The sequence below is a fragment of the Arachidicoccus ginsenosidivorans genome (assembly GCF_007971385.1).
GTDB classification, from domain to species: Bacteria; Bacteroidota; Bacteroidia; order Chitinophagales; family Chitinophagaceae; genus Arachidicoccus; species Arachidicoccus ginsenosidivorans.
Genome location: NZ_CP042434.1, coordinates 2,054,432 through 2,073,489, shown reverse-complemented (window position 1 = coordinate 2,073,489; position 19,058 = coordinate 2,054,432). Strand labels below are relative to the sequence as shown.

Here is a 19,058-nt window from a genome sequence, read left to right as displayed (position 1 = left end):
TTGATATATCTTCGCTGCTATAACAGAAAGTCCGATCCATGTCAGAAAAGAATTTTATTGATTATATCCGTGTTTTTTGCCACAGTGGTAAGGGCGGCAGAGGTATTACGCATTTTATGCGGACAAAATTTAATGCCAAGGCTGGTCCCGATGGGGGAGATGGTGGCCGCGGCGGGCATGTAATTCTCAGAGGTAATAAACAGTTATGGACCTTACTTCATCTGCGTTATTTTAAAAATGTTGTGGCCGATGACGGGGAGAATGGGATGAAAAATAATTGTACTGGTCGTTTTGGAAAGGATGTGATTATTGAAGTTCCTTTGGGCACTATTGCCAGGGATGAAGAAACGGGAGAAATCGAAGCGGAGATACTGGAAGATGGTCAGGAGGTTATCTGGCTGCGTGGTGGTCGCGGCGGGCAGGGAAACCAGCATTTTGCCACGCCTACCAATCAGGTGCCAGAACATTCCCAGCCAGGAGAAGAAGGTGTTGAGGGATATAAACTTCTGGAATTAAAGGTCTTGGCAGATGTAGGACTTGTGGGCTTTCCCAATGCGGGTAAATCCACCTTGCTCTCAGTGGTAAGCGCCGCTAAACCTAAAATTGCCAATTATGCTTTTACAACACTCATACCGAATTTGGGTATGGTGCCCTACCGGGATGGCAGGTCTTTTTGTATGGCAGATTTGCCTGGGATTATTGAAGGGGCCTCGGAAGGCAAAGGACTGGGGCACCGGTTTTTAAGACATATTGAACGAAATGCGGTATTATTATTTTTAATTCCCGCTGATAGTGAGGATCATGCAAAGGAATTTGCGGTCCTTTATAATGAGCTGGAGCAGTTCAACCCCGAACTATTGCAAAAAGATATGCTGATAGCGATCAGCAAATCGGATATGCTGGATGAGGAATTAAAAAGGGAGATCGCAAAGGAACTGCCAGAAAAGCTGCCCCATATTTTTATTTCTTCTGTGACTGGCTTTGGCATCGTAGAGCTAAAAGATCTGCTCTGGGCAAAGCTCAATATGACGCAAAGCGAATAGTTATCAATTGGACAGCCGTTACTGCTACTTTATTTTGAAAATCAATGCCAAGCAGGATGATTGATTGGGTAACAAGCCTGAATCCTGCAAAAGCAGGCAATATTATATTTATCGTATGTTTGGCGTAACCATATTAGGAAACAATTCTGCTGTGCCGGCTCATGACCGGCATCCGACAGCCCAGGCGGTCACAATCGCCGGGGAGGTGCTATTACTGGATTGTGGGGAAGGTACGCAGATGCAGATCAAAAACTACCATGTCAAACGTAGCAGGATTACCCGGATCTTCATTTCTCATTTACACGGAGATCATTATTTTGGTTTGATCGGTCTGATCAGCTCAATGGCCCTGATCAACCGTACCACGCCTCTGCATCTGTATGGTCCGGCTCCTTTAAAAGAGTTGATTGATCTGCAATTAAGTGTGTCGGATTCCATTTTGCCTTATGAGTTGATTTTTCATCCATTAGAAGGCCCGGCAGTGCTGGTACAAACTGCTAAATACCGGATAGAAACTTTTCCCGTGGAGCACAAAATTCCCTGCTATGGTTTTCTGATCCGGGAAAATCATGCGCCCAGAAAGATCGATCCCGATCTGACCAGGCAATATGAGGTCCCACAGGCTTATTTTGAAAAATTACAATGGGGCGCGGATTATCAGACCAAGGATGGCCGCTTGCTCAAAAATGAAATGCTTACGGTGCCTGGCAGAAAAAACCTGAGTTATGCCTATTGTGCGGATACCTTATTTACGGACAGCTTTTTGCCTTTTATTAAACAAGTGGATGTACTCTATCATGAATCCACTTATCTGGATGATTTTGCTGAGCAGGCCAAAAATCGCTTTCATTCTACGGCAAAACAAGCAGCCATGATTGCTGAGCGGGCTGAAGTAGGCCGGTTATTACTCGGGCATTTTAGCAGTAAGTTTAAAGGGGTACAACCATTTGAAGCGGAGGCCAGAGCCGTATTCCCTTATACTGATCTGAGCCAGGAAGGTGTAACATATTTGGTATAGGTATATAATAGTATTAATAATACAAACAAAGCAGCGGTATAATTTGTGGCATATAAACGCGCTTTGGCAAGTACAAAAAGTCATTTACCGGCAATCGCCGGTTAATGAACGAAAATAACTAAAGAAAAAAAGACGATTAAAACCATGAAATACTGGAAAAAACTTTCCGCTGCTACGCAAGACAGTATTATCAGTCAAGCCTTGAAACAAAATGTCAATTACTGGGAAGGTGGCTCCCTGGGGGTGCCGGCATCTACCTTAGACGATAAGGTGTTCTATGGCCAGGCCAGTTTTTTAAAAGACTCTCCCTGGCTTAGACTCTATGTCCACAATCCAAACCATATCGGTTGTCATACATTGGGAGAGTCAGAACCATTTTTTAAAGGCACTCAACAGCTGGAAAAAGAGGTTATTAGTTTGTTAAGTGAAGATCTGCTGGGTGCAGCAGAAAAAAGCACAGATGGTTATATTGCCTCTGGAGGTACAGAGGCTAATTTGCAGGCTATCTGGATTTATCGCAATTATTTTCAAAAGGAGTATCTGGCTCAGCCCCGGCAAATCGCCCTTATCGCATCTGAGGACACGCATTATTCCATTGCCAAAGGGGCCGGAATTTTTGGACTGCATCATATTACAGTGCCAGTTGAACACACGACCCGTTTAATAGAAAAGGCAGCTGTTGAAGCGAAGGTTCGTGTGGCAATGCAGCAAGGCGTCCGCTATTTTATCGTAGTCGCCAATATGGCGACCACCATGTTTGGAAGCGTGGATGATCCTGACATTTATACTTCGGTATTAAAGGCGGCAGGGCTGCCATTTAAACTACATGTAGATGGCGCCTTTGGAGGCTTTATCTACCCGGTGGCCACAAGTGAGATAAAGTTAGATTTTAAAAACCCGGATATTAGCTCCATCACCTTAGACGCCCATAAAATGTTGCAGGCACCCTATGGCACCGGCATTTTTTTAGCAAGAAAAAATCTGATGCAGTATGTGTATACTGAGCAGGCGGCCTATGTAAATGGCATGGATATAACGCTCTCTGGCAGTCGCTCCGGTGCGAATGCCGTGGCTGTCTGGATGATTCTTATGACTTATGGGTATTACGGGTGGCAGGAAAAAATACAGGTATTGCTCAACCGCACCAGCTGGTTTTGTAAGGAACTGGAAAAAAGAGGGATTCGATATTACCGGCATAAGTATATGAATATTGTGACCATTTACAGTGAGGACCTGCAAACGGCAATAGCGGAAAAATACTACCTGGTTCCAGATAAACATACAGGACCTGCCTCCTGGTATAAAATTGTGGTAATGGAGCATGTTGATCAAACGAAGTTGCTGGATTTTTTGTCGGATTTGGATAAAGGGAACGGGTAGGAGATTTTCCTAGAAACTTATGAATTTAACGTACTCCACTGTCCGTTTATCGGGAACAATTGTTAGTTTTGCAGGTTGGATACATGTAAATAATAACGTTGTAACAAAAGGCATTACTAAATCTAAATTCGTCATTTGGCTATGGCAAACGAGGCAATATCGGTATTTGATATGTTTAAAATTGGGGTGGGGCCTTCCAGCTCGCATACGCTGGGTCCTTGGAAAGCGGCACTTAGGGTGCTGGAGGAGATCAAAGGGCGCGGACTTATGGAAAAAGTAAGCCATATTGAGGTATTGCTGTACGGCTCTCTGGCAAAAACGGGCCATGGGCACGGAACGGATATCGCTGTAAAAATGGGGCTCCTAGGGGAAGACCCGGAAACGACAGATGTTGGCTTGATTACGATTAAAATGGACGAGATCGCTGAGGAAAAAAGATTAAATCTGGGCGGAAGCCATTTGATTGATTTTGATCCTAAGCAAGATATTGCATTTTTGTTTAGTGAGTCTTTGCCCTTCCATCCCAACGCACTGACTTTTTTAATCCGCTTTGAAAATGGCGAAGATCTGAGTGAGACCTGGTATTCTATTGGCGGTGGATTTGTGGTGAAAGAAGGCCAGATAGGACCAGATGCCAGTCAACTAGTGGAGTTGCCCTTTCCTATTCAGGATGCGAAAGATCTCATCTTTTGGTGCATGAAAACCGGTATGGCGATTCATGATGTTGTCTTAGAAAATGAATCCATCTGGCGGGCGGAAGAGGAGACAAGAGCTGGGGTGCTGCATATCTGGGAGACTATGAAAGCCTGTATTTATAGAGGTTGCCACCATCAGGGCATTCTGCCTGGTGGGTTAAATGTCAGGCGCAGGGCCTTTGAGCTGAATAAACGACTGACAAAGAAAGCAACTTATACAAACTATGATGAGTGGCTCAGTATAGTCAGACAATCCAAAGGTAATTTTAATGAGATTCTGGATTGGATGAGCTGTTTTGCACTGGCTGTCAATGAGGAGAATGCCGCCTTCGGACGGGTTGTTACTGCGCCCACCAATGGCGCAGCAGGGGTTATCCCGGCAGTTTTGATGTATTATATTGCTTTTTGCCAGGATGTAGATGAGGAAAAAATCATCCAGTTTTTGTTAACGGCCTCTGAAATCGGCTGTATCTTTAAAAAAGGTGCGACGATCTCCGCAGCCATGGGTGGCTGTCAGGCTGAAATCGGCGTTTCATCCGCAATGGCGGCAGCAGCGCTGGCTGAGGCGCTGGGAGGTACGCAAAAACAGAGCCTGATGGCCGCTGAAATTGCCATGGAACACCATCTTGGCCTCACCTGTGACCCCATAGGTGGCCTGGTGCAAATCCCTTGTATTGAAAGAAATACGATGGGTGCCATCAAAGCTATCACGGCCTCCCAGCTGGCCCTTCAAAGCGGACCGGATTATGCAAAGGTTTCCCTGGATAAGGTAGTAAAGACCATGTGGGATACTGCCCTGGATATGAATAGTAAATACAAAGAAACTTCGGATGGCGGTCTGGCCGTTCACATTCCACTGGGACTAAGTGAGTGTTAAAGGACTACTGCAATTTTTAGGGGATCTTTGCCACCATTTATTTGTCGTTATATTTGTAATTATAAGCAACTCTTTAATACACTGGATGAAACGCATCTATATTATACTTACCATTTTTATCGGAGCCACTGTCTGGGCCTGTACCAAGTCTTCTGTTACTGGCAATCAGGCCCCTACCAGAATAAGACTGATCAATGCCATGCCAGGCAAAAGCTTTGATCTGGAATTAAATAATGAGGTTCTGGCAGAAAATATCCCTTATGATACGTTCTCCGCATTTTTAAACGGACCCGCCGGCTTTTATAAGTTATTAATCCATGAAAATGGCAATCAGGATACCTTGATTAACGGCAATCAATATCTGCAGGCCGGTGAAAAGTATTCACTGTTTCTAATCCCCGACAGCAGTAATCGGACAAACGGAGTTAAGCTCTCTGTTATAACGGATGATGATGTTGCCCCTTTGTATGACTCAGCTAAACTCCGATTTTTTAACTTTGCACCGGACACAACTTCGATGTCCATCGTAAGGTTGAAAAGAAGAGGGACAACCACCAGATTTGATACCATTTTACCTTATTTGGGCGTGGGTAGAACTTATCTGGACAATAGCCTGAATAGCAGACTGGGTCAATACACGACTATTTTTACAGATACCTATTTGTTTTTGTTTTTGAAGACCAATGATCCCGGTGTGATCATTGATTCCTTCACGATGGCCATAGAAAAAGGAAAGTTTTACACGATCTATTATGAAGGATATGACAGCTTATCCACTGGGGAGTATATGCGGCAACCCAAAGTATTGGTGTCTGAACAGTAAAATCTGGATGTAAAAGGCCGAAAATTGTGTTGGGTTAATAACCCGCCTGAGCACAATTATTATATATCTTTGCGTCAATCATCAATAAGCAAATATAAAACTATGCAACTTTCTTCTCTTCTCGACCGGTTTGCGGAGCCGGAGACCCTCAAGATGGCCAAAATGGGCCGTGAGTTAAGAGCTCAGGGAATCGATGTTATTGATCTGAGTTTGGGTGAACCTGATTTTGACACGCCAAAGCATGTTAAAGACGCTGCGATTAAAGCCATTGAAGACAACTGGAGTCATTATACCCCTGTTCCCGGCTTCCTGGATTTAAGAGAAGCGGTAGTGACAAAACTTAAAAGAGACAATCAGCTGGCGTATGAACCTACCCAGATTGTGGTTTCTACGGGAGCCAAACAAAGCCTGGCAAATGCTATTTTAGCCATTACAGATGATGACGATGAAGTCATTATCCCTACACCTTATTGGGTAACATATTCTGAACTGGTAAAAATTGCCAGAGGGAAAGTCGTGGAAGTTCGTACAACCCCTGAAAGTGGGTTTAAAATCTCACCTGAGCAGTTAAAAGCAGCCATCACGCCTAAGACGAAAGTCTTCCTGTTCTCTTCTCCCTGCAACCCTTCTGGTGCGGTTTACAATAAAGAAGAGTTAGCGGCATTAGCTGAAGTTTTTAGGGCCTATCCGGAGATTTTTATTATCTCTGATGAGATCTATGAATATATAAATTATGTAGGCGAGCACCAGAGCATTGCTCAGTTTGCGGATCTGAAAGACAGGGTAATTATAGTCAATGGGCTTAGTAAAGGCTTTGCTATGACCGGATGGCGTTTAGGCTATACTGCCTCTAACACGACAGTGGCTAAGGCCATGGAAAAAATACAGGGTCAGACGACAAGTGGTACTTGTTCCATTACTCAGCGGGCGGCGATTGCGGCCTTGACAGGAGATTTACAGCCGTCTAGAGATATGGCCGCTGAATTTACACGTCGTAAAAAGCGTGTACTGGAACTTGTAAAAACAATACCTGGGCTAAAATGCACAGATCCTGAAGGCGCTTTTTATATTTTCCCGGATGTGCATGAATATTATGGAAAATCTGATGGAAATACCACTATTAAAGATTCTGCAGACTTCTCCATGTATTTACTGAATACCGCACATGTTTCCTCTGTGATGGGCGCTGCCTTTGGAGAACCCAATTGTGTTCGTTTTTCGTTTGCAAACAGCATCGAAAATATCGAAAAAGGCTGGGCAAGAATAGCGGATGCACTGGCAAAACTTAAATAATCTATTTTGTAGCGGGCGCGTGAAAATAATTTTGCCTGACCCGCTACATTTTTTTTAAATTTCCTGTACGTTTGTGCAATAAAAATAAATAACTATGAATTTTCCTTCTGAATTAAAGTACACAAAAGACCATGAATGGATAAAAGCGCTGGATGGTAATCAGGCGTTGGTTGGCATCACTGAATTTGCCCAGGGCGAACTCGGCGATATTGTATTTGTTGATATTAATTCTGTGGGGACTCCCTGAAAGCGGATGAAGTGTTTGGTACAGTAGAAGCTGTTAAAACCGTCAGCGATCTGTTTTTACCCATTAATGGTAAAATCCTGGAAGTTAACCCTGAGTTGGAAAATCAGCCCGAACTGGTGAATACAGATCCATATGGCAAAGGCTGGATGGTAAAAATTGAATTAGAAAATTCTACTGACCTGGAAGGACTGCTGGACAGCGATGCTTATCAGGCACTGGTATCCTAAAAATATTTAATAAAACCCTTTAGAACAGCCGTTTAAAACGGCAGTGTTTAATGAGCTTATGGTGGCTTGCGGTTGGTCTAGCGCGTTTTAACGCTAGACCAACCGCAAGCCACTTTATTTTGGGGCCTCGTAATTTTCTAATAATGTTCAGATAACTTGCTTGACGATTCTTATAAATTTACCGCAGGGATGCGGATTTACTCATTATTATTGTTTATCTTAGATGTCCTGATTTATTTTGGAAGACGAAAGGTGTTGATAATCAGCTGTCTGCCAGAGTTTCGGGGTTTAAGAACGCGTAAATACGCAATAAAATTTTTGAATAGATGAGAAGAAATATTTTACCGATGGCCATTGCCTTAAGTGCTATGTATATGAGCATTGCTGCCTGCAATAGCACAGGTCAGGAAAAAAGTGATAAAGACAGCATTAGTTTGCAGGATACGTCAGGGCAGCAGTCCAGTGTTGCAGCGGCGGACAGCGTTCCCTTTATTATAGCAGAAAACTATTTTATCAATAACTCCGTAAAGGATTCAATACCTGCCAAAATAACGACTCGAGCCATTTTTGATACCTATTTTGGGAAGGCCTCCACAATGGGCACGAATGGTAAACCGACGCCCATTGATTTTGACAAAGAGTACGTCATTGCGCTGAGTCATCCGACGACCAATATAAAAACGGAGATTATACCGGTAAGTTTAACCCAAAGTGACGGAAAAGTTGTCTTCAATTATAAAGAAACCCAGGGAGACTCACTGGGGTTTTCTATTCACCCATTGCTACTGTTAATTGTTGATAATCAGTTTAACGGAGATTTGGTGTTGCACAAAAACTAAATCAGGCAGAAGTGCCAGTTGGTTTAAAGTGCGCTACCCATAGGCGGACAAGCCAGTCGGTATTACAAATACTAAATGTAAATAAGCGACCGACTTGAAAATATATTGTTTCAACTCGGTCGCTTATTTATGTAAATATGTTTGTTCGGTTCTCTAAACGCTTAATTAGTCGCTTTGAAGACTTTTCTATTGATTGATCCCCCTATTTTAGGGAAAGAAAAAGTTAGATCTGTTAAGCTTACTTTGACGCTTCAATTTGACTTTGCTGACCTTTTGTTACAAATCTAACTTAGTAGCGTTTAATAGCTTTGTTTCTATTAACCTTCGTTCTTAAATCATCAGGTGACCAGCTGTAGGAACGCTGCAGTAGCGCTGTAGTCTCAGCCGTCATCTGAATTTGACTACCTAGGCTTTTGCTGTTTTATGGCTATTTAGCGTGTTGCCGCTTAAAATAGCTGGGCGCAGCAGATTAGATATTTGAGAAACGTTTTTCTTTAATTCTAGCACTTTTACCGCTTCTTTCACGCAGGAAGTACAGTTTCGCACGGCGAACTTTACCAACTTTATTCAAAACGATAGAGTCAACGTTGGGAGAGGTGAACGGGAAAGTTCTTTCTACACCAATGCTGTTAGAAATTTTGCGGACAGTGAAAGTAGCAGTTGCGCCATTGCCCTGGATTTTCAAAACATCACCACGGAAGCTCTGGATTCTCTCTTTACCACCTTCCACAATTTTATAGTTTACGGTAACATTGTCACCAGCTTTAAACTTCGGAAATTCTTTGACCTGTGTCAGTTGCTCGTGTACATAGTTCACTGCTGCGTTCATAGCTTAAAAATTTTAAGGACTGCAAAGGTAGGCATAAATGAAACAATCTACAAAATTATTTTGAACCGGTTATGACCTTGTCGGGGTTTTGCTTGTAATAGGTAAAAAATGGGGCATATTCAGGGGCAAGTTTCTGTTTTTTTTCATCCAGACGAATCAGTTTGCCTGGGGAGCCTTCCATTTGGTAATATTCAGAAAAAGCACCCATGGTTTCTTTGCCATATGCGTGAATAATTTGATTATCAGCTAATTCCCATTGTCCCATTACGATTTGATCGGCCACCCGGTCACTGGAATAATGAATGGTTTTGATAAAAGTATGGTTGGTTAGAAATTTCAATTTTCTTCTCTGCCTTTTTTATAAACCATGGTTTCTTTTGCGCCATTCATGTTTTGGACGTCCCTGGAAAAATCAGTTACGGCACTATAGATACCTGCTACCTGATCCTCCTGCAATGCAGGTCGGGTGAGCGCACATGAACTGATTATCAGTAGCGTTATTCCAGTCAGTGCTGCCGATAATCGGCGGCGTGTTAACAAATTATAAAGTAGTTTCACCTCCTAAAAATAGGGGATTTTTGCCAAAAATAAAGCGGGTATTGTGTTTAAAATCAGGGTTATATTTCTATTTACGCAGTTGATACCAATGCAAGCTGCGCGTATGCATGTCACCCATTAAAAGCGTTGTGTCAATCCGGTCTTTATCTGCTTGTTGGGAGTATAAGAGCATAAACTGATGGTCATTTTTCCATTTGGCGTCCAAAATGACGGTGCCGGGCCCGGCAAACATAACCTGCCACTCTTTGTGCTGGCCAGGAATACCCACCATAATCTTGGTATCTGGTTCCCCACCTTCCAGGCTGGTGCGCCCCGCCTTGTTTTTAACAGGGATACTCCCATAGGAGCCAAAATCTAAAATATAGCTGCTGTCTGGAGAGAAGCGAAGGACCGAGGCATATTGCTCATAGTATTTATTGTCTGGATTAAAATTCACAGAATCCCCGAAAAGGCCAATGGCGGCATCAGAGCCGGCAGCGGTACTGTCCGCAGTGGGACCAGGCGGGTGCCCGTTTTTAAAATCTGTTGTATCTACTTTTCTACCGCCCATGGTAGCAGACAGCCAGCCGGTAGTCTGGCTGTCAAAAGTAAACTGATGGCTGGACGTGCGTCCTTCCATGGCCAGACTGTCTGCTTTTAAAATTTCCAGACTGTCTGCATTACTGGTTCCTTGCTTATTATTATTACAGGTACAACCAGCCATTAACAGTGTAGATATAAGTAATAAGCAATACTGATTAATCTTATTAAAAGGGCTGTTTGACTGCCGAAAATTATGTAGGCTCATAGGGATAATTTTATGCGTACTCATTCATTTTATGCTTTTTGAAGAAATATCTCAGCCACCATGCAACGGGCACTGCCCCCACCTACGGTTTCAATGGTCGAGATATCAACAGCCAGCGGCTCACTGTGAATCGACAAAATCTGCTTTTGCTCTGAAGAAAGTATATTGTATGCAGATTGACTCATCAGGATATAGGATTGACCGGATTTGCTTGCTACCTGTAGCATATTACCTGCAAAGTGGGCTACCTGATCCAGGGTTATCTGGATAACTTCATGTCCGCTGCGTTGAAGTTCCTGAGCTATCCGGATGCGCTCTGCTTTATTTTTAATCGATTCCAGACAGATAACCGCATAAGTAGTGCCAATATGCATCATGACATTGGTGTGATAGATAGGTGTGCCATTTTCATCACTGGCATTGAAGTATATGGGCTTATAGCCATGGGCCCTTGCAAAGGTCTCCAGTAAGGGTTTATGGGTCCTGGCAGAAAGACAGCCGTACACTGTCTTATTTGGATGATCAAAGATCATGGATCCAGTGCCTTCTAAAAAGAAGTTCTCGGCCTCATATTCACTCCAATCTTCAAAATCACTGACTTGATATTGCTGCTTGAGCATTTGCAGGATTTCTTCTCTTTTTTCTTCTCTTCGGTTCCGGGCGAACATTGGGAAGATAATGACTTTGCCACTAGGTAAGGTACAAAACCAGTTATTGGGGAAAATAGCATCTGGTTTAACCGGCGTTTTGCTGTCTTGAATCACTTCAACCGTGATATCATGCGCTCTTAAGGTGGTAACATACCGGTCAAATTCCAGTAGTGCTTGTTTTTGGGTGGCAGTGGCCGCCTGACTATCTCCCGGATTTTGCTGGTAGGCATTATTTAAAGCCGTCTGGCTGTTAAAGCCAAAGCTGGCTGGCCTGACCATGAGTACAGTAGAACAGATCTGTGGAAATATTAAATTTTTATCCAGCATATATATAAGAAAATAATAATTAATTGGAGGCTAAAGGTACATTAACGAAGCTTATGCCCATTCAAACGCTGCTACAATAACCAACTATATAATTATATAAAGATTTATGCAAAATATTGGAAGGGCTATTATTGTCCGCTATGCACTTAGCTGTTGATTAAGGCAGCATGTCTCTGAGCAGTGGTTGACTCATACAGTGAGAACCACCTCTGGCCCTGGAAAGTTCAGCAGAGGGCAGCAAAATCAGTGTATTCTCAATGTCTGCTGCCTTTAATTTCCCAAAGCCCAGCTCATCGTTGAGTTCGGCTGCATTTTTAATGGAGAAGCCTCGCCTTTTAAAGGTATTAATGGTGAGTTCATTGCGGTCATAGCCCACAACGACGCCATCTTTCAAAGCCAACAGATTACAGGAGTCTGTCCATTGTTCCCTTTCATCATAGGGGAAAGTATTGTTGCCACTATAGATGATCTGAACCTTATCCGGATCCACCCCAAAATCATGCACACTGATATCCCTTAGCAGGGATTCCAGGCCGGTAATATGGGGGTGAATATTGACTTCATAGTTTTTATACGGGGCATAGGACTCTGATAACGGCTTCTGAAAGCGCAGAATCTCAATTTTAAAGCCACTTTCCTCATGATGATCCGTGTGTAATCTTTTTATATAACTATACTGGCTTCTTTTGTCCAGCTGCATGATTTTTTCAGAAAAGGGCCCGAAAAGTACCCAGGTATCTTTTCTGACTTGGGTAAAGACGGTGTCGATATGCATCATGGCCCGGTGCTGCGGAATTTTAATCACCGATATTTTTCGATGCCCGTGCTGGCATCGGCAAAAATATTATGGATTGCTTCATTGACACCAGCGGGCGTAGTACGTTCACTACAGCCGATCAGCAGATGATTAGGTGAGATCATCATTACGTCACCACCTTCCAGACTGGTTTTTTGAAGTGCCTGTTCTTCCTGGCTTAAGAGGAAAAAATTGCTTGGTTCAGAGATCTCAATCAATTTTTCACTTTGATTTTTAAATAAAGAATATTGTGCGATAAACTTCATTAATAGTGATTCTCTTTCTCTGGCAGGGCTGGCTGCATTACTGAGTAATAAATGGTCATTGACTGCAATGGCGATATCTCTGGTAAATATAAAATTGGGCAGGGGTGCAAAAATAAATTCTCCGGTATCTTCACCGCCTTCCTTGATAATGCCTGTTATCAAGGCCTTGGCCAGGTCCTCGGAGCGGTCCACGGCCATCAGTTTTTTCTCCGTTAACGAACTGCTGCCTTCCCAGCCGCATACCGCAGAAATCAGCCGCTGACGCAGGCTGTCTTCCTGAAGGAGTTCCGAGAGTAAGAACTGGGCATCCAGCACGTTTTTACTATTAAAATAGGCCGGGTTGTCCGGTTTATAACAATCCGGTTGTATTTTGTCCTTTTGGGTCTTTTCAAAATCCATCACATAGGCAGCCTTTTCAGGGTCGGTAAAGTGCAGTAGCAGTTTGATATATTGATTGTATTCACGGCGCATTTGGGATAAATGAACCGTATCGTCATATAACCATTCTTTAAATTTTGCAGGGACTACTTTTCCGATGCCGCCATCGGGACTGTGTATAATCAGTCTTTTTAAGGTGCCGATTTCTGTTTCAACGTGGATATGTTCATTTTGGGTCATAAAAAGGCGTTTGATTGGCCGCAATATAGGGCTTTTTTGACGATTAAATAGCCGCTGGGTGTTAATAACCTAATAAATGTTAGTTTACCGCAAGGCATTAATAGTCTAATGCTTTGTATATAAAAACGCGGGTTATTACAGCATAAAAAAGCTATGAGGAGGCCTTTTTTAGTATTAAAGCATTATGGCTCACTTATTCGTTCTTCCCTAAAAATAAATACTATAAAGCGGGAGTGATACGAGTTACAATCAGGAGGATTAAAAAATCAGATGTTCTTTATGTTCAAGGTACATATAATCAATTTCCGTGGCCAACTGCACATCCTGGATAGATTTAACTAAGGATAGCATCTGCCCGAACTCATCACCAGGACCGACCTGACCTTTTATCAACCAGATAAAGTCAATATGCTTAAACTCTGGGAGTAATATCTCGCCATCGTTTCTGTTGCTGTACAGAAAATGCTTGGTAAAGCTATGTTTTACATTGGATTGATAGACAGGGAAATAATAATTCCGGTTCTTTTTATTCAATAAAATCTCAATATCAGTATTGAGCCGAAAATCAAAATTCAGGAGTTTATTGACGCGCAAGCAAAATTTATAGCTTTTAACGGAAGTGACCAGCCCAATCAGACAGCTATCCTCGAAGAACTCGTCGTAGGAGTCTTGGGTGTCCAGTAAAAAGCTCTTGCCAGGTTTCATAGACCAAAGTTAGGATTTATAACAAAAAGGCCAATAGAAAGCTAAAAGAAACCGAGAAATCAGATAGTTTCCCAAAATCGTAAATGGAATCACGCCTAAGAATGGTAAATTTGCCCCGCAATGTTAAGAACCGGAAAAAAGACGATTCAGATCGCGCTGACGGGCAATCCCAATAGCGGTAAAACCTCTTTGTTTAATGCCCTGACGGGCCTTAACCAAAAGGTCGGGAATTTCCCGGGCGTTACGGTCGATAAGAAAGTGGGCTCTACCCAGATCGGCGGACATGGCCAGGCAAAAATTATTGACCTGCCAGGGACCTATAGTTTGTATCCCAGAAGAGAGGATGAATGGGTAGCCTATCGGGTTATGATGGATGTAGAAAAGGTACAGGATCTGGATTTGCTCTTACTGGTGATGGATGCCAGTAACTTAAAGCGGAATCTGCTGTTTTGCTCCCAATTGGTGGATCTCAAATGTCCGGTCGTTGTGGCCCTTACCATGAATGACCTGGCCCAGAAAAAAGGCATCCGCATTGATGTGGATGAACTTTCCAGAGAACTGAATATTCCGGTAGTACCGGTTAATCCAAGGACCAATAAAGGGATCGGAGAATTAAAAAAGGTGATCAGTCATGTGTTGTCGCAAAGCGTTTCTGCGCCGGCACCTGATTTTATTGACAATAAAGCCCTGGCGCCTGAAGCTGTTGCGGATTTACAGGCTTTGATGCCAGAAGTTAATGATTATTTGGCCATACATTATTTGGCTAATTATAAAAACCTGGCCTTTTCTAACGAAAAGAAGGAGGCCATCCAGCAAGTGGATGAAAAACACCACTTTTCACCCAATAAAGTCCAGGCAGAAGAGATCTTGCAGCGATACACCAGAATCCGCAAGATTATGCAACAATTTGTGGTGGAACCAGATCCGCTGCAAAAAAAGATTTTCACCGATAAACTGGATAATTTACTACTGCACAGAGTGTGGGGGTATGTGATTTTACTCGTTGTATTATTTATCCTGTTTCAGAGTATTTTTTGGCTGGCATCTTACCCAATGGATGCCATTGACTGGGGATTTTCTGAACTGACCGGATGGACGGCCTCCGTTTTGCCCGAAGCCTGGTGGAGTGATCTGCTTTGTAACGGCTTATTAGCCGGCCTGGGGGGATTGTCATTTTTGTGCCCCAGATCATGATTCTGTTTGGCCTGATAACACTTTTGGAAGATTCCGGTTATATGGCCCGTATTAGTTTTCTAATGGATAAACTGATGCGTAAGGTCGGGCTGAATGGCAAGAGTGTAATGCCAATGATCAGTGGGTTTGCCTGTGCGATCCCCGGCATCATGAGCACCCGTAATATTGAAAATAAGAAAGAACGGCTGCTGACCATTATGATTACGCCACTAATGAGTTGTAGTGCCCGCCTGCCGGTCTATACAATTTTGATTGGCCTGGTGGTGCCGGATACTTATTATCTGGGTATCTTTTCTGCCAGAGGATTGATTATGATGTTTATGTACCTGTTAGGGGTAGTGATGGCACTCATTGTCAGTCTGGTTTTAAAATGGATCATTAAAATCAAAGAGAAAAGTTTCTTTATCCTTGAATTACCAGTATACAGAGCCCCAAGATGGAAAACGTGGGGGTCACCATGGTAGAAAAAGCGAAGATATTTGTACTGGAAGCAGGGAAGGTTATTATGGTGATCAGTCTTTTGATTTGGTTTTTAAGTTCGTATGGGCCGTCCAAAAGAATGCATACGGTAACGGAAAAGTATGAACATGCAAAAACAGCGCTTATAGCAGCGGTGCCTGTTAATTCGACGGCTATTGAGGATTTGGACAGGGAATATGGCACAGAAAAACTGGAAAATTCTTATGCGGGTATTCTGGGCAAATCAATAGAACCGGTAATCCGTCCTTTGGGGTATGACTGGAAGATCGGTATTGCACTGATTACCTCCTTTGCTGCCAGAGAGGTCTTTGTGGGTACCATGGCTACTTTATACAGTGTGGATGAGAATAATACGGCAACGCTCCAAGAGAAAATGGAGAATGCTAAAAGGTCCGACGGCTCTAAAGTCTATACACTGGCCACTGCCATGTCCTTGATTATTTTCTATGTCTTAGCCATGCAGTGCATGAGTACACTGGCCGTCGTCAAAAGAGAAACCAAATCCTGGAAATGGCCGATGATCCAACTCGCATATATGACAGCGCTGGCCTATGTCTGTAGCTGGATTACCTTTTTGCTGCTGCGGTAAATGGTGGTATGGCGCGTAAAAGGGATTCAACGAATCAGCCCTATAGCAGTATTGTATGAACAATGCCACTATAGGGCTGATTCGTTTTTTGTTTTGTTGTAATTCAACCTCCTTACACTTCCTATAGCGTTTTGCTTATTTAAAAATCAATTGATTGGCTAAATCTATTTCTTCCTGATTAATGGTATGTCCCATTCCAGCATATTCTTTTAGCGTTACTTCAGCGTGCATATCCGTTAGGATATTTTGGGTGGCGTATACTCGTTCTATTGGCACGTGAAAATCTGGATTGCTGGTGCCAATAAATATGGGCGTGCCTTTAAAATCTCCCTTATATTGATCTTTATTTAGCTTTTGACCTATTAGTCCACCGATAATGGCCACTGCCCCGCCATAACGACCAGCATTACGAGCCATATATTCTAGGGTCAGGCAGGCTCCTTGAGAGAATCCAAAAAAGTAAATGTCTTGCTGGGCGATACCCGCTTTTATTACTTTTTGTACGGTTTGGTGGATAATGTCCACCGCTGAACTGAGCCAGGGCTCATTTTGTACAGTATCTACTAAAAAAGAATTTGGATACCAGGTATAATTAGTGGCTTGCGGTGCCAAAATAGCATAATCCTGAACCCGCAAGTGATTACTTAAAGCCAGCATATCCTCGGCGGCGGCCCCGCGGCCGTGGATCATAATCAGTGCTTTTTTAGCTTCCTGCAAGGACTTGCCCTTGTCAGGCAGGTGAATATCCAATGTATGTTTATTATTGTTTTGTGTCATTACTTTAAGGTTTAATTGGGGTTGATGGATGTTTCGTTTATACAACCTAAGGGCCTTGTTTAAAAGGGTTATTTAAACTTTTCTGCGTCATAATGAACGGTGGTCAGCTTACCGGTCAAATAGGTCCGGTTCCATTCAAAAAGTTCCGGTAACTGTAAATGGGTTCCCAGCTCGCCAGCCGTTTCGTCGACGGTAAAACCTGGACCGGAGGTCGCAATTTCAAAGATGACGCCACCGGGTTCTGTAAAATAAACTGATGAAAAATATTTGCGGTCTTTCACCTGCGTGGGGTTTAATCCCATTTGTTGTAACCGCACCTGAAGTTCCAATTGAGTTGTTTTATCCGGTGTGGCAAATGCCACATGGTGGACCATGCCTTTGCCGCTAAGCCCTTTAAGTGTTTGACCGCCTTGGCTGTCCCAAAGAATGTCTACATATTTTCCCGGCAAATCATCTACTGCGTATCTGAACCGACCGGCGCTTTCCTGCAGTAGCCGGTGGTTCATAACCGTTGTAAGCAAGGCCGCTGTTTTTTCAAAATGATCCAGCCAGAGTTCTACATGATGGAGGCCCCGGATACTATGGCTGGCCGGGATATTGGGATTAAAACCGCTACCTGGCCTGTTTTCTTTATTGTCAAAAACGAGTTCCAGACCTAAGCCATCCGGATCTTCCAAATAGATAAATACTTCCCCTTCATAACGCTGCTGTGCGTGTTTATGGGCAATATGAAACTGATCCAGACGCTTTTGCCAGAATGCCAGGCTAGCCGCAGGTAAAGAGAAGGCGGTGGTGTTGATTTTACCTTGTCCATGCCGACCTTCTTTGAGGCTTTCTCCATAGGGGAATACCGTGAAAATGCTGCCTGGAGAACCCTTCGAGTCGCCAAAATATAGATGATAGACATTTGGGTCGTCGAAGTTGACGGTCTTTTTGACGAGACGCAGCCCCAAGATGCCTGCATAAAAATCCATACTTGTCTGAGTGCCTCCTAGGACGGCTGTCACATGGTGTAAACCTGTTATTAACGTTTGCATGATTTTCCTTTCGGTTAATTGAGTTCAAGACAGCACCCCGCTGCTGTCATTGAAATTTATTGATTTGGTGAGACGTTAATGCATGGGGATAGATGTATTATGCATCTTCTCTTAACCAAATGTCCTGATAGTCTGACTCGTGGCGCTTAAATTGCGCGTGGACAAATGGGCAAAGCGGGCGCACTTTTAATTTGTTTGTCCTGGCGTAATCTACCATGGCCTGGAGCAGAATTTTGCCATACCCCTTACCTCCATAGGCATCACCAACTTCGGTGTGATAAACGGTTAAGAGGTTGTCAGCAACGGAAATGTCCATTTTGCCGGCGATGGCATCATCACTGAATAACAAGGTTTCTCCAAAACCGTTATCCTGTAATACAACTGCAGTTCTTTCCATGGTATTGATTTTTATATGTAATAATAAGGGATTAAAGTCTGGGCAGCACTTTTTCTATTTTGCTGCGCATACCTTCATATTGTTTGGGTAGCTTTAGAGTGCTGCCCAGCGTTTCCAGGGGTTCGTCTATAGTAAATCCAGGATTGTCTGTTGCGAGTTCAAAGAGCACTCCACCGGGTTCTCTAAAATATAGGGAGAAAAAATAATCCCGATCAATTTTGGGCGTAATCTGTAGGCCTGCGGCGAGAACCTTTTCCCGGTACTCCATCAGAATATCATCGTTTTTAACCCTAAAGGCAATATGATGATTCGTGCCAGCTGCATTGTAACCCCTGGGGCCGTTGGGGGCTTCCAGGAGGTCCACAACACCAGCCGTCTGAGTATGCGGATGAATAAAGCGTAATTTTTGCCCCTCTTGTTTGGAAGCTTCGTAACCCAGAATATCTGTCAGTACCTTGGCTGTTGCATCCGCCTTTTCTAAAGTCAGTGTCACATTATAGAAACCCTTTATCCCGACCTGGCTTTGGATATCTGTTGTGGCCCAAGGTATCCGATTGTCTTTGTTGTCTGGTGAAGCAGGTTCAATAAATTGCAACTGGAGTCCAT

22 protein-coding genes and 1 pseudogene are annotated in these 19,058 nt (G+C 43.3%); 11 read left to right on the top strand and 12 right to left on the bottom strand.

Annotated features, from left to right (window positions below):
• Positions 1–38 precede the first annotated feature (38 nt).
• The 8 genes and pseudogenes from obgE (at position 39) to FSB73_RS08305 (ending at position 8,442) form a co-directional block, all read left to right on the top strand.
• The gene (obgE, locus tag FSB73_RS08340; protein ID WP_146781045.1) at positions 39–1,043 is read left to right on the top strand and encodes a GTPase ObgE; all 1,005 of its coding nucleotides are present in this window, start codon (positions 39–41) and stop codon (positions 1,041–1,043) included.
• 115 nt (positions 1,044–1,158) lie between these two features.
• Positions 1,159–2,061: a ribonuclease Z gene (locus FSB73_RS08335; RefSeq protein WP_146781044.1), complete on the top strand. Its 903-nt coding sequence runs from the start codon at positions 1,159–1,161 to the stop codon at positions 2,059–2,061.
• A 144-nt stretch (positions 2,062–2,205) separates the two neighbouring features.
• Positions 2,206–3,441, top strand: coding sequence for a pyridoxal phosphate-dependent decarboxylase family protein (locus FSB73_RS08330; RefSeq protein WP_146781043.1), 1,236 nt, complete (start codon positions 2,206–2,208; stop codon positions 3,439–3,441).
• Positions 3,442–3,582: 141 nt separating this feature from the next.
• Positions 3,583–5,013 carry an L-serine ammonia-lyase gene (locus FSB73_RS08325; RefSeq protein WP_146781042.1) on the top strand — a complete coding sequence of 477 codons (1,431 nt, stop codon included), beginning with the start codon at positions 3,583–3,585 and terminating at the stop codon, positions 5,011–5,013.
• Positions 5,014–5,098: 85 nt separating this feature from the next.
• Positions 5,099–5,836 (top strand): DUF4397 domain-containing protein, encoded by a 738-nt coding sequence (locus tag FSB73_RS08320; RefSeq protein WP_146781041.1) that lies wholly within the window; start codon positions 5,099–5,101, stop codon positions 5,834–5,836.
• A gap of 102 nt (positions 5,837–5,938) precedes the next feature.
• Positions 5,939–7,129: a pyridoxal phosphate-dependent aminotransferase gene (locus FSB73_RS08315; RefSeq protein WP_146781040.1), complete on the top strand. Its 1,191-nt coding sequence runs from the start codon at positions 5,939–5,941 to the stop codon at positions 7,127–7,129.
• Between the two features lie 94 nt (positions 7,130–7,223).
• Positions 7,224–7,603: pseudogene (gcvH, locus tag FSB73_RS27525) on the top strand (glycine cleavage system protein GcvH).
• Between the two features lie 326 nt (positions 7,604–7,929).
• The gene (locus tag FSB73_RS08305; RefSeq protein WP_146781039.1) at positions 7,930–8,442 is read left to right on the top strand and encodes a hypothetical protein; all 513 of its coding nucleotides are present in this window, start codon (positions 7,930–7,932) and stop codon (positions 8,440–8,442) included.
• A gap of 469 nt (positions 8,443–8,911) precedes the next feature.
• On the opposite strand, the gene rplS is transcribed toward FSB73_RS08305, so the two are convergent.
• The 8 genes from rplS to FSB73_RS08265 all read right to left on the bottom strand — a co-directional run bounded on the left by rplS (position 8,912) and on the right by FSB73_RS08265 (position 13,978).
• Positions 8,912–9,271, bottom strand: coding sequence for a 50S ribosomal protein L19 (gene rplS, locus FSB73_RS08300; RefSeq protein ID WP_146781038.1), 360 nt, complete (start codon positions 9,269–9,271; stop codon positions 8,912–8,914).
• A 55-nt stretch (positions 9,272–9,326) separates the two neighbouring features.
• On the bottom strand, positions 9,327–9,611 hold the full coding sequence (locus FSB73_RS08295; RefSeq protein WP_146781037.1) for a hypothetical protein: 285 nt from the start codon (positions 9,609–9,611) through the stop codon (positions 9,327–9,329).
• Positions 9,608–9,811: a hypothetical protein gene (locus FSB73_RS08290; protein ID WP_146781036.1), complete on the bottom strand. Its 204-nt coding sequence runs from the start codon at positions 9,809–9,811 to the stop codon at positions 9,608–9,610. The genes FSB73_RS08295 and FSB73_RS08290 overlap by 4 nt, the downstream gene beginning before the upstream one ends.
• Before the next feature lie 85 nt (positions 9,812–9,896).
• Entirely contained in the window at positions 9,897–10,640 is a 744-nt protein-coding gene (locus FSB73_RS08285) for a hypothetical protein (RefSeq protein ID WP_146781035.1), read from the bottom strand.
• Positions 10,641–10,645: 5 nt separating this feature from the next.
• Positions 10,646–11,593 carry a citrulline utilization hydrolase CtlX gene (gene ctlX, locus FSB73_RS08280; protein ID WP_146781034.1) on the bottom strand — a complete coding sequence of 316 codons (948 nt, stop codon included), beginning with the start codon at positions 11,591–11,593 and terminating at the stop codon, positions 10,646–10,648.
• A 157-nt stretch (positions 11,594–11,750) separates the two neighbouring features.
• Positions 11,751–12,398 carry an arginine deiminase family protein gene (locus FSB73_RS26525; RefSeq protein ID WP_146781033.1) on the bottom strand — a complete coding sequence of 216 codons (648 nt, stop codon included), beginning with the start codon at positions 12,396–12,398 and terminating at the stop codon, positions 11,751–11,753.
• On the bottom strand, positions 12,395–13,273 hold the full coding sequence (locus FSB73_RS26520) for an arginine deiminase family protein (protein ID WP_146781032.1): 879 nt from the start codon (positions 13,271–13,273) through the stop codon (positions 12,395–12,397). Before FSB73_RS26520 ends, FSB73_RS26525 begins: the two co-directional genes overlap by 4 nt.
• A 258-nt stretch (positions 13,274–13,531) precedes the next feature.
• Positions 13,532–13,978 carry an IPExxxVDY family protein gene (locus tag FSB73_RS08265; RefSeq protein WP_146781031.1) on the bottom strand — a complete coding sequence of 149 codons (447 nt, stop codon included), beginning with the start codon at positions 13,976–13,978 and terminating at the stop codon, positions 13,532–13,534.
• A gap of 120 nt (positions 13,979–14,098) precedes the next feature.
• Between FSB73_RS08265 and FSB73_RS24585 the strand changes: the two genes are divergently transcribed.
• From FSB73_RS24585 to FSB73_RS24575, 3 genes are read left to right on the top strand one after another with little or no spacing between them, the layout of a single operon-like run.
• The gene (locus FSB73_RS24585) at positions 14,099–15,172 is read left to right on the top strand and encodes a FeoB small GTPase domain-containing protein (protein ID WP_225974634.1); all 1,074 of its coding nucleotides are present in this window, start codon (positions 14,099–14,101) and stop codon (positions 15,170–15,172) included.
• Positions 15,169–15,636, top strand: a complete 468-nt coding sequence (locus FSB73_RS24580) for a nucleoside recognition domain-containing protein (RefSeq protein WP_225974633.1) — start codon at positions 15,169–15,171, stop codon at positions 15,634–15,636. Before FSB73_RS24585 ends, FSB73_RS24580 begins: the two co-directional genes overlap by 4 nt.
• Complete coding sequence (locus tag FSB73_RS24575) at positions 15,609–16,241, top strand: nucleoside recognition domain-containing protein (RefSeq protein WP_225974632.1); 633 nt, start codon at positions 15,609–15,611, stop codon at positions 16,239–16,241. Before FSB73_RS24580 ends, FSB73_RS24575 begins: the two co-directional genes overlap by 28 nt.
• Positions 16,242–16,376: 135 nt before the next feature.
• On the opposite strand, the gene FSB73_RS08255 is transcribed toward FSB73_RS24575, so the two are convergent.
• The 4 genes from FSB73_RS08255 to FSB73_RS24570 form a co-directional block, all read right to left on the bottom strand.
• Positions 16,377–17,018, bottom strand: a complete 642-nt coding sequence (locus tag FSB73_RS08255) for an alpha/beta hydrolase (protein ID WP_146781030.1) — start codon at positions 17,016–17,018, stop codon at positions 16,377–16,379.
• Positions 17,019–17,086: 68 nt separating this feature from the next.
• Entirely contained in the window at positions 17,087–18,055 is a 969-nt protein-coding gene (locus FSB73_RS08250; protein WP_146781029.1) for a VOC family protein, read from the bottom strand.
• Between the two features lie 97 nt (positions 18,056–18,152).
• On the bottom strand, positions 18,153–18,452 hold the full coding sequence (locus tag FSB73_RS08245) for a GNAT family N-acetyltransferase (RefSeq protein ID WP_146781028.1): 300 nt from the start codon (positions 18,450–18,452) through the stop codon (positions 18,153–18,155).
• 31 nt (positions 18,453–18,483) lie between these two features.
• Positions 18,484–19,047, bottom strand: a complete 564-nt coding sequence (locus FSB73_RS24570) for a VOC family protein (RefSeq protein WP_225974631.1) — start codon at positions 19,045–19,047, stop codon at positions 18,484–18,486.
• Positions 19,048–19,058: the final 11 nt, after the last annotated feature.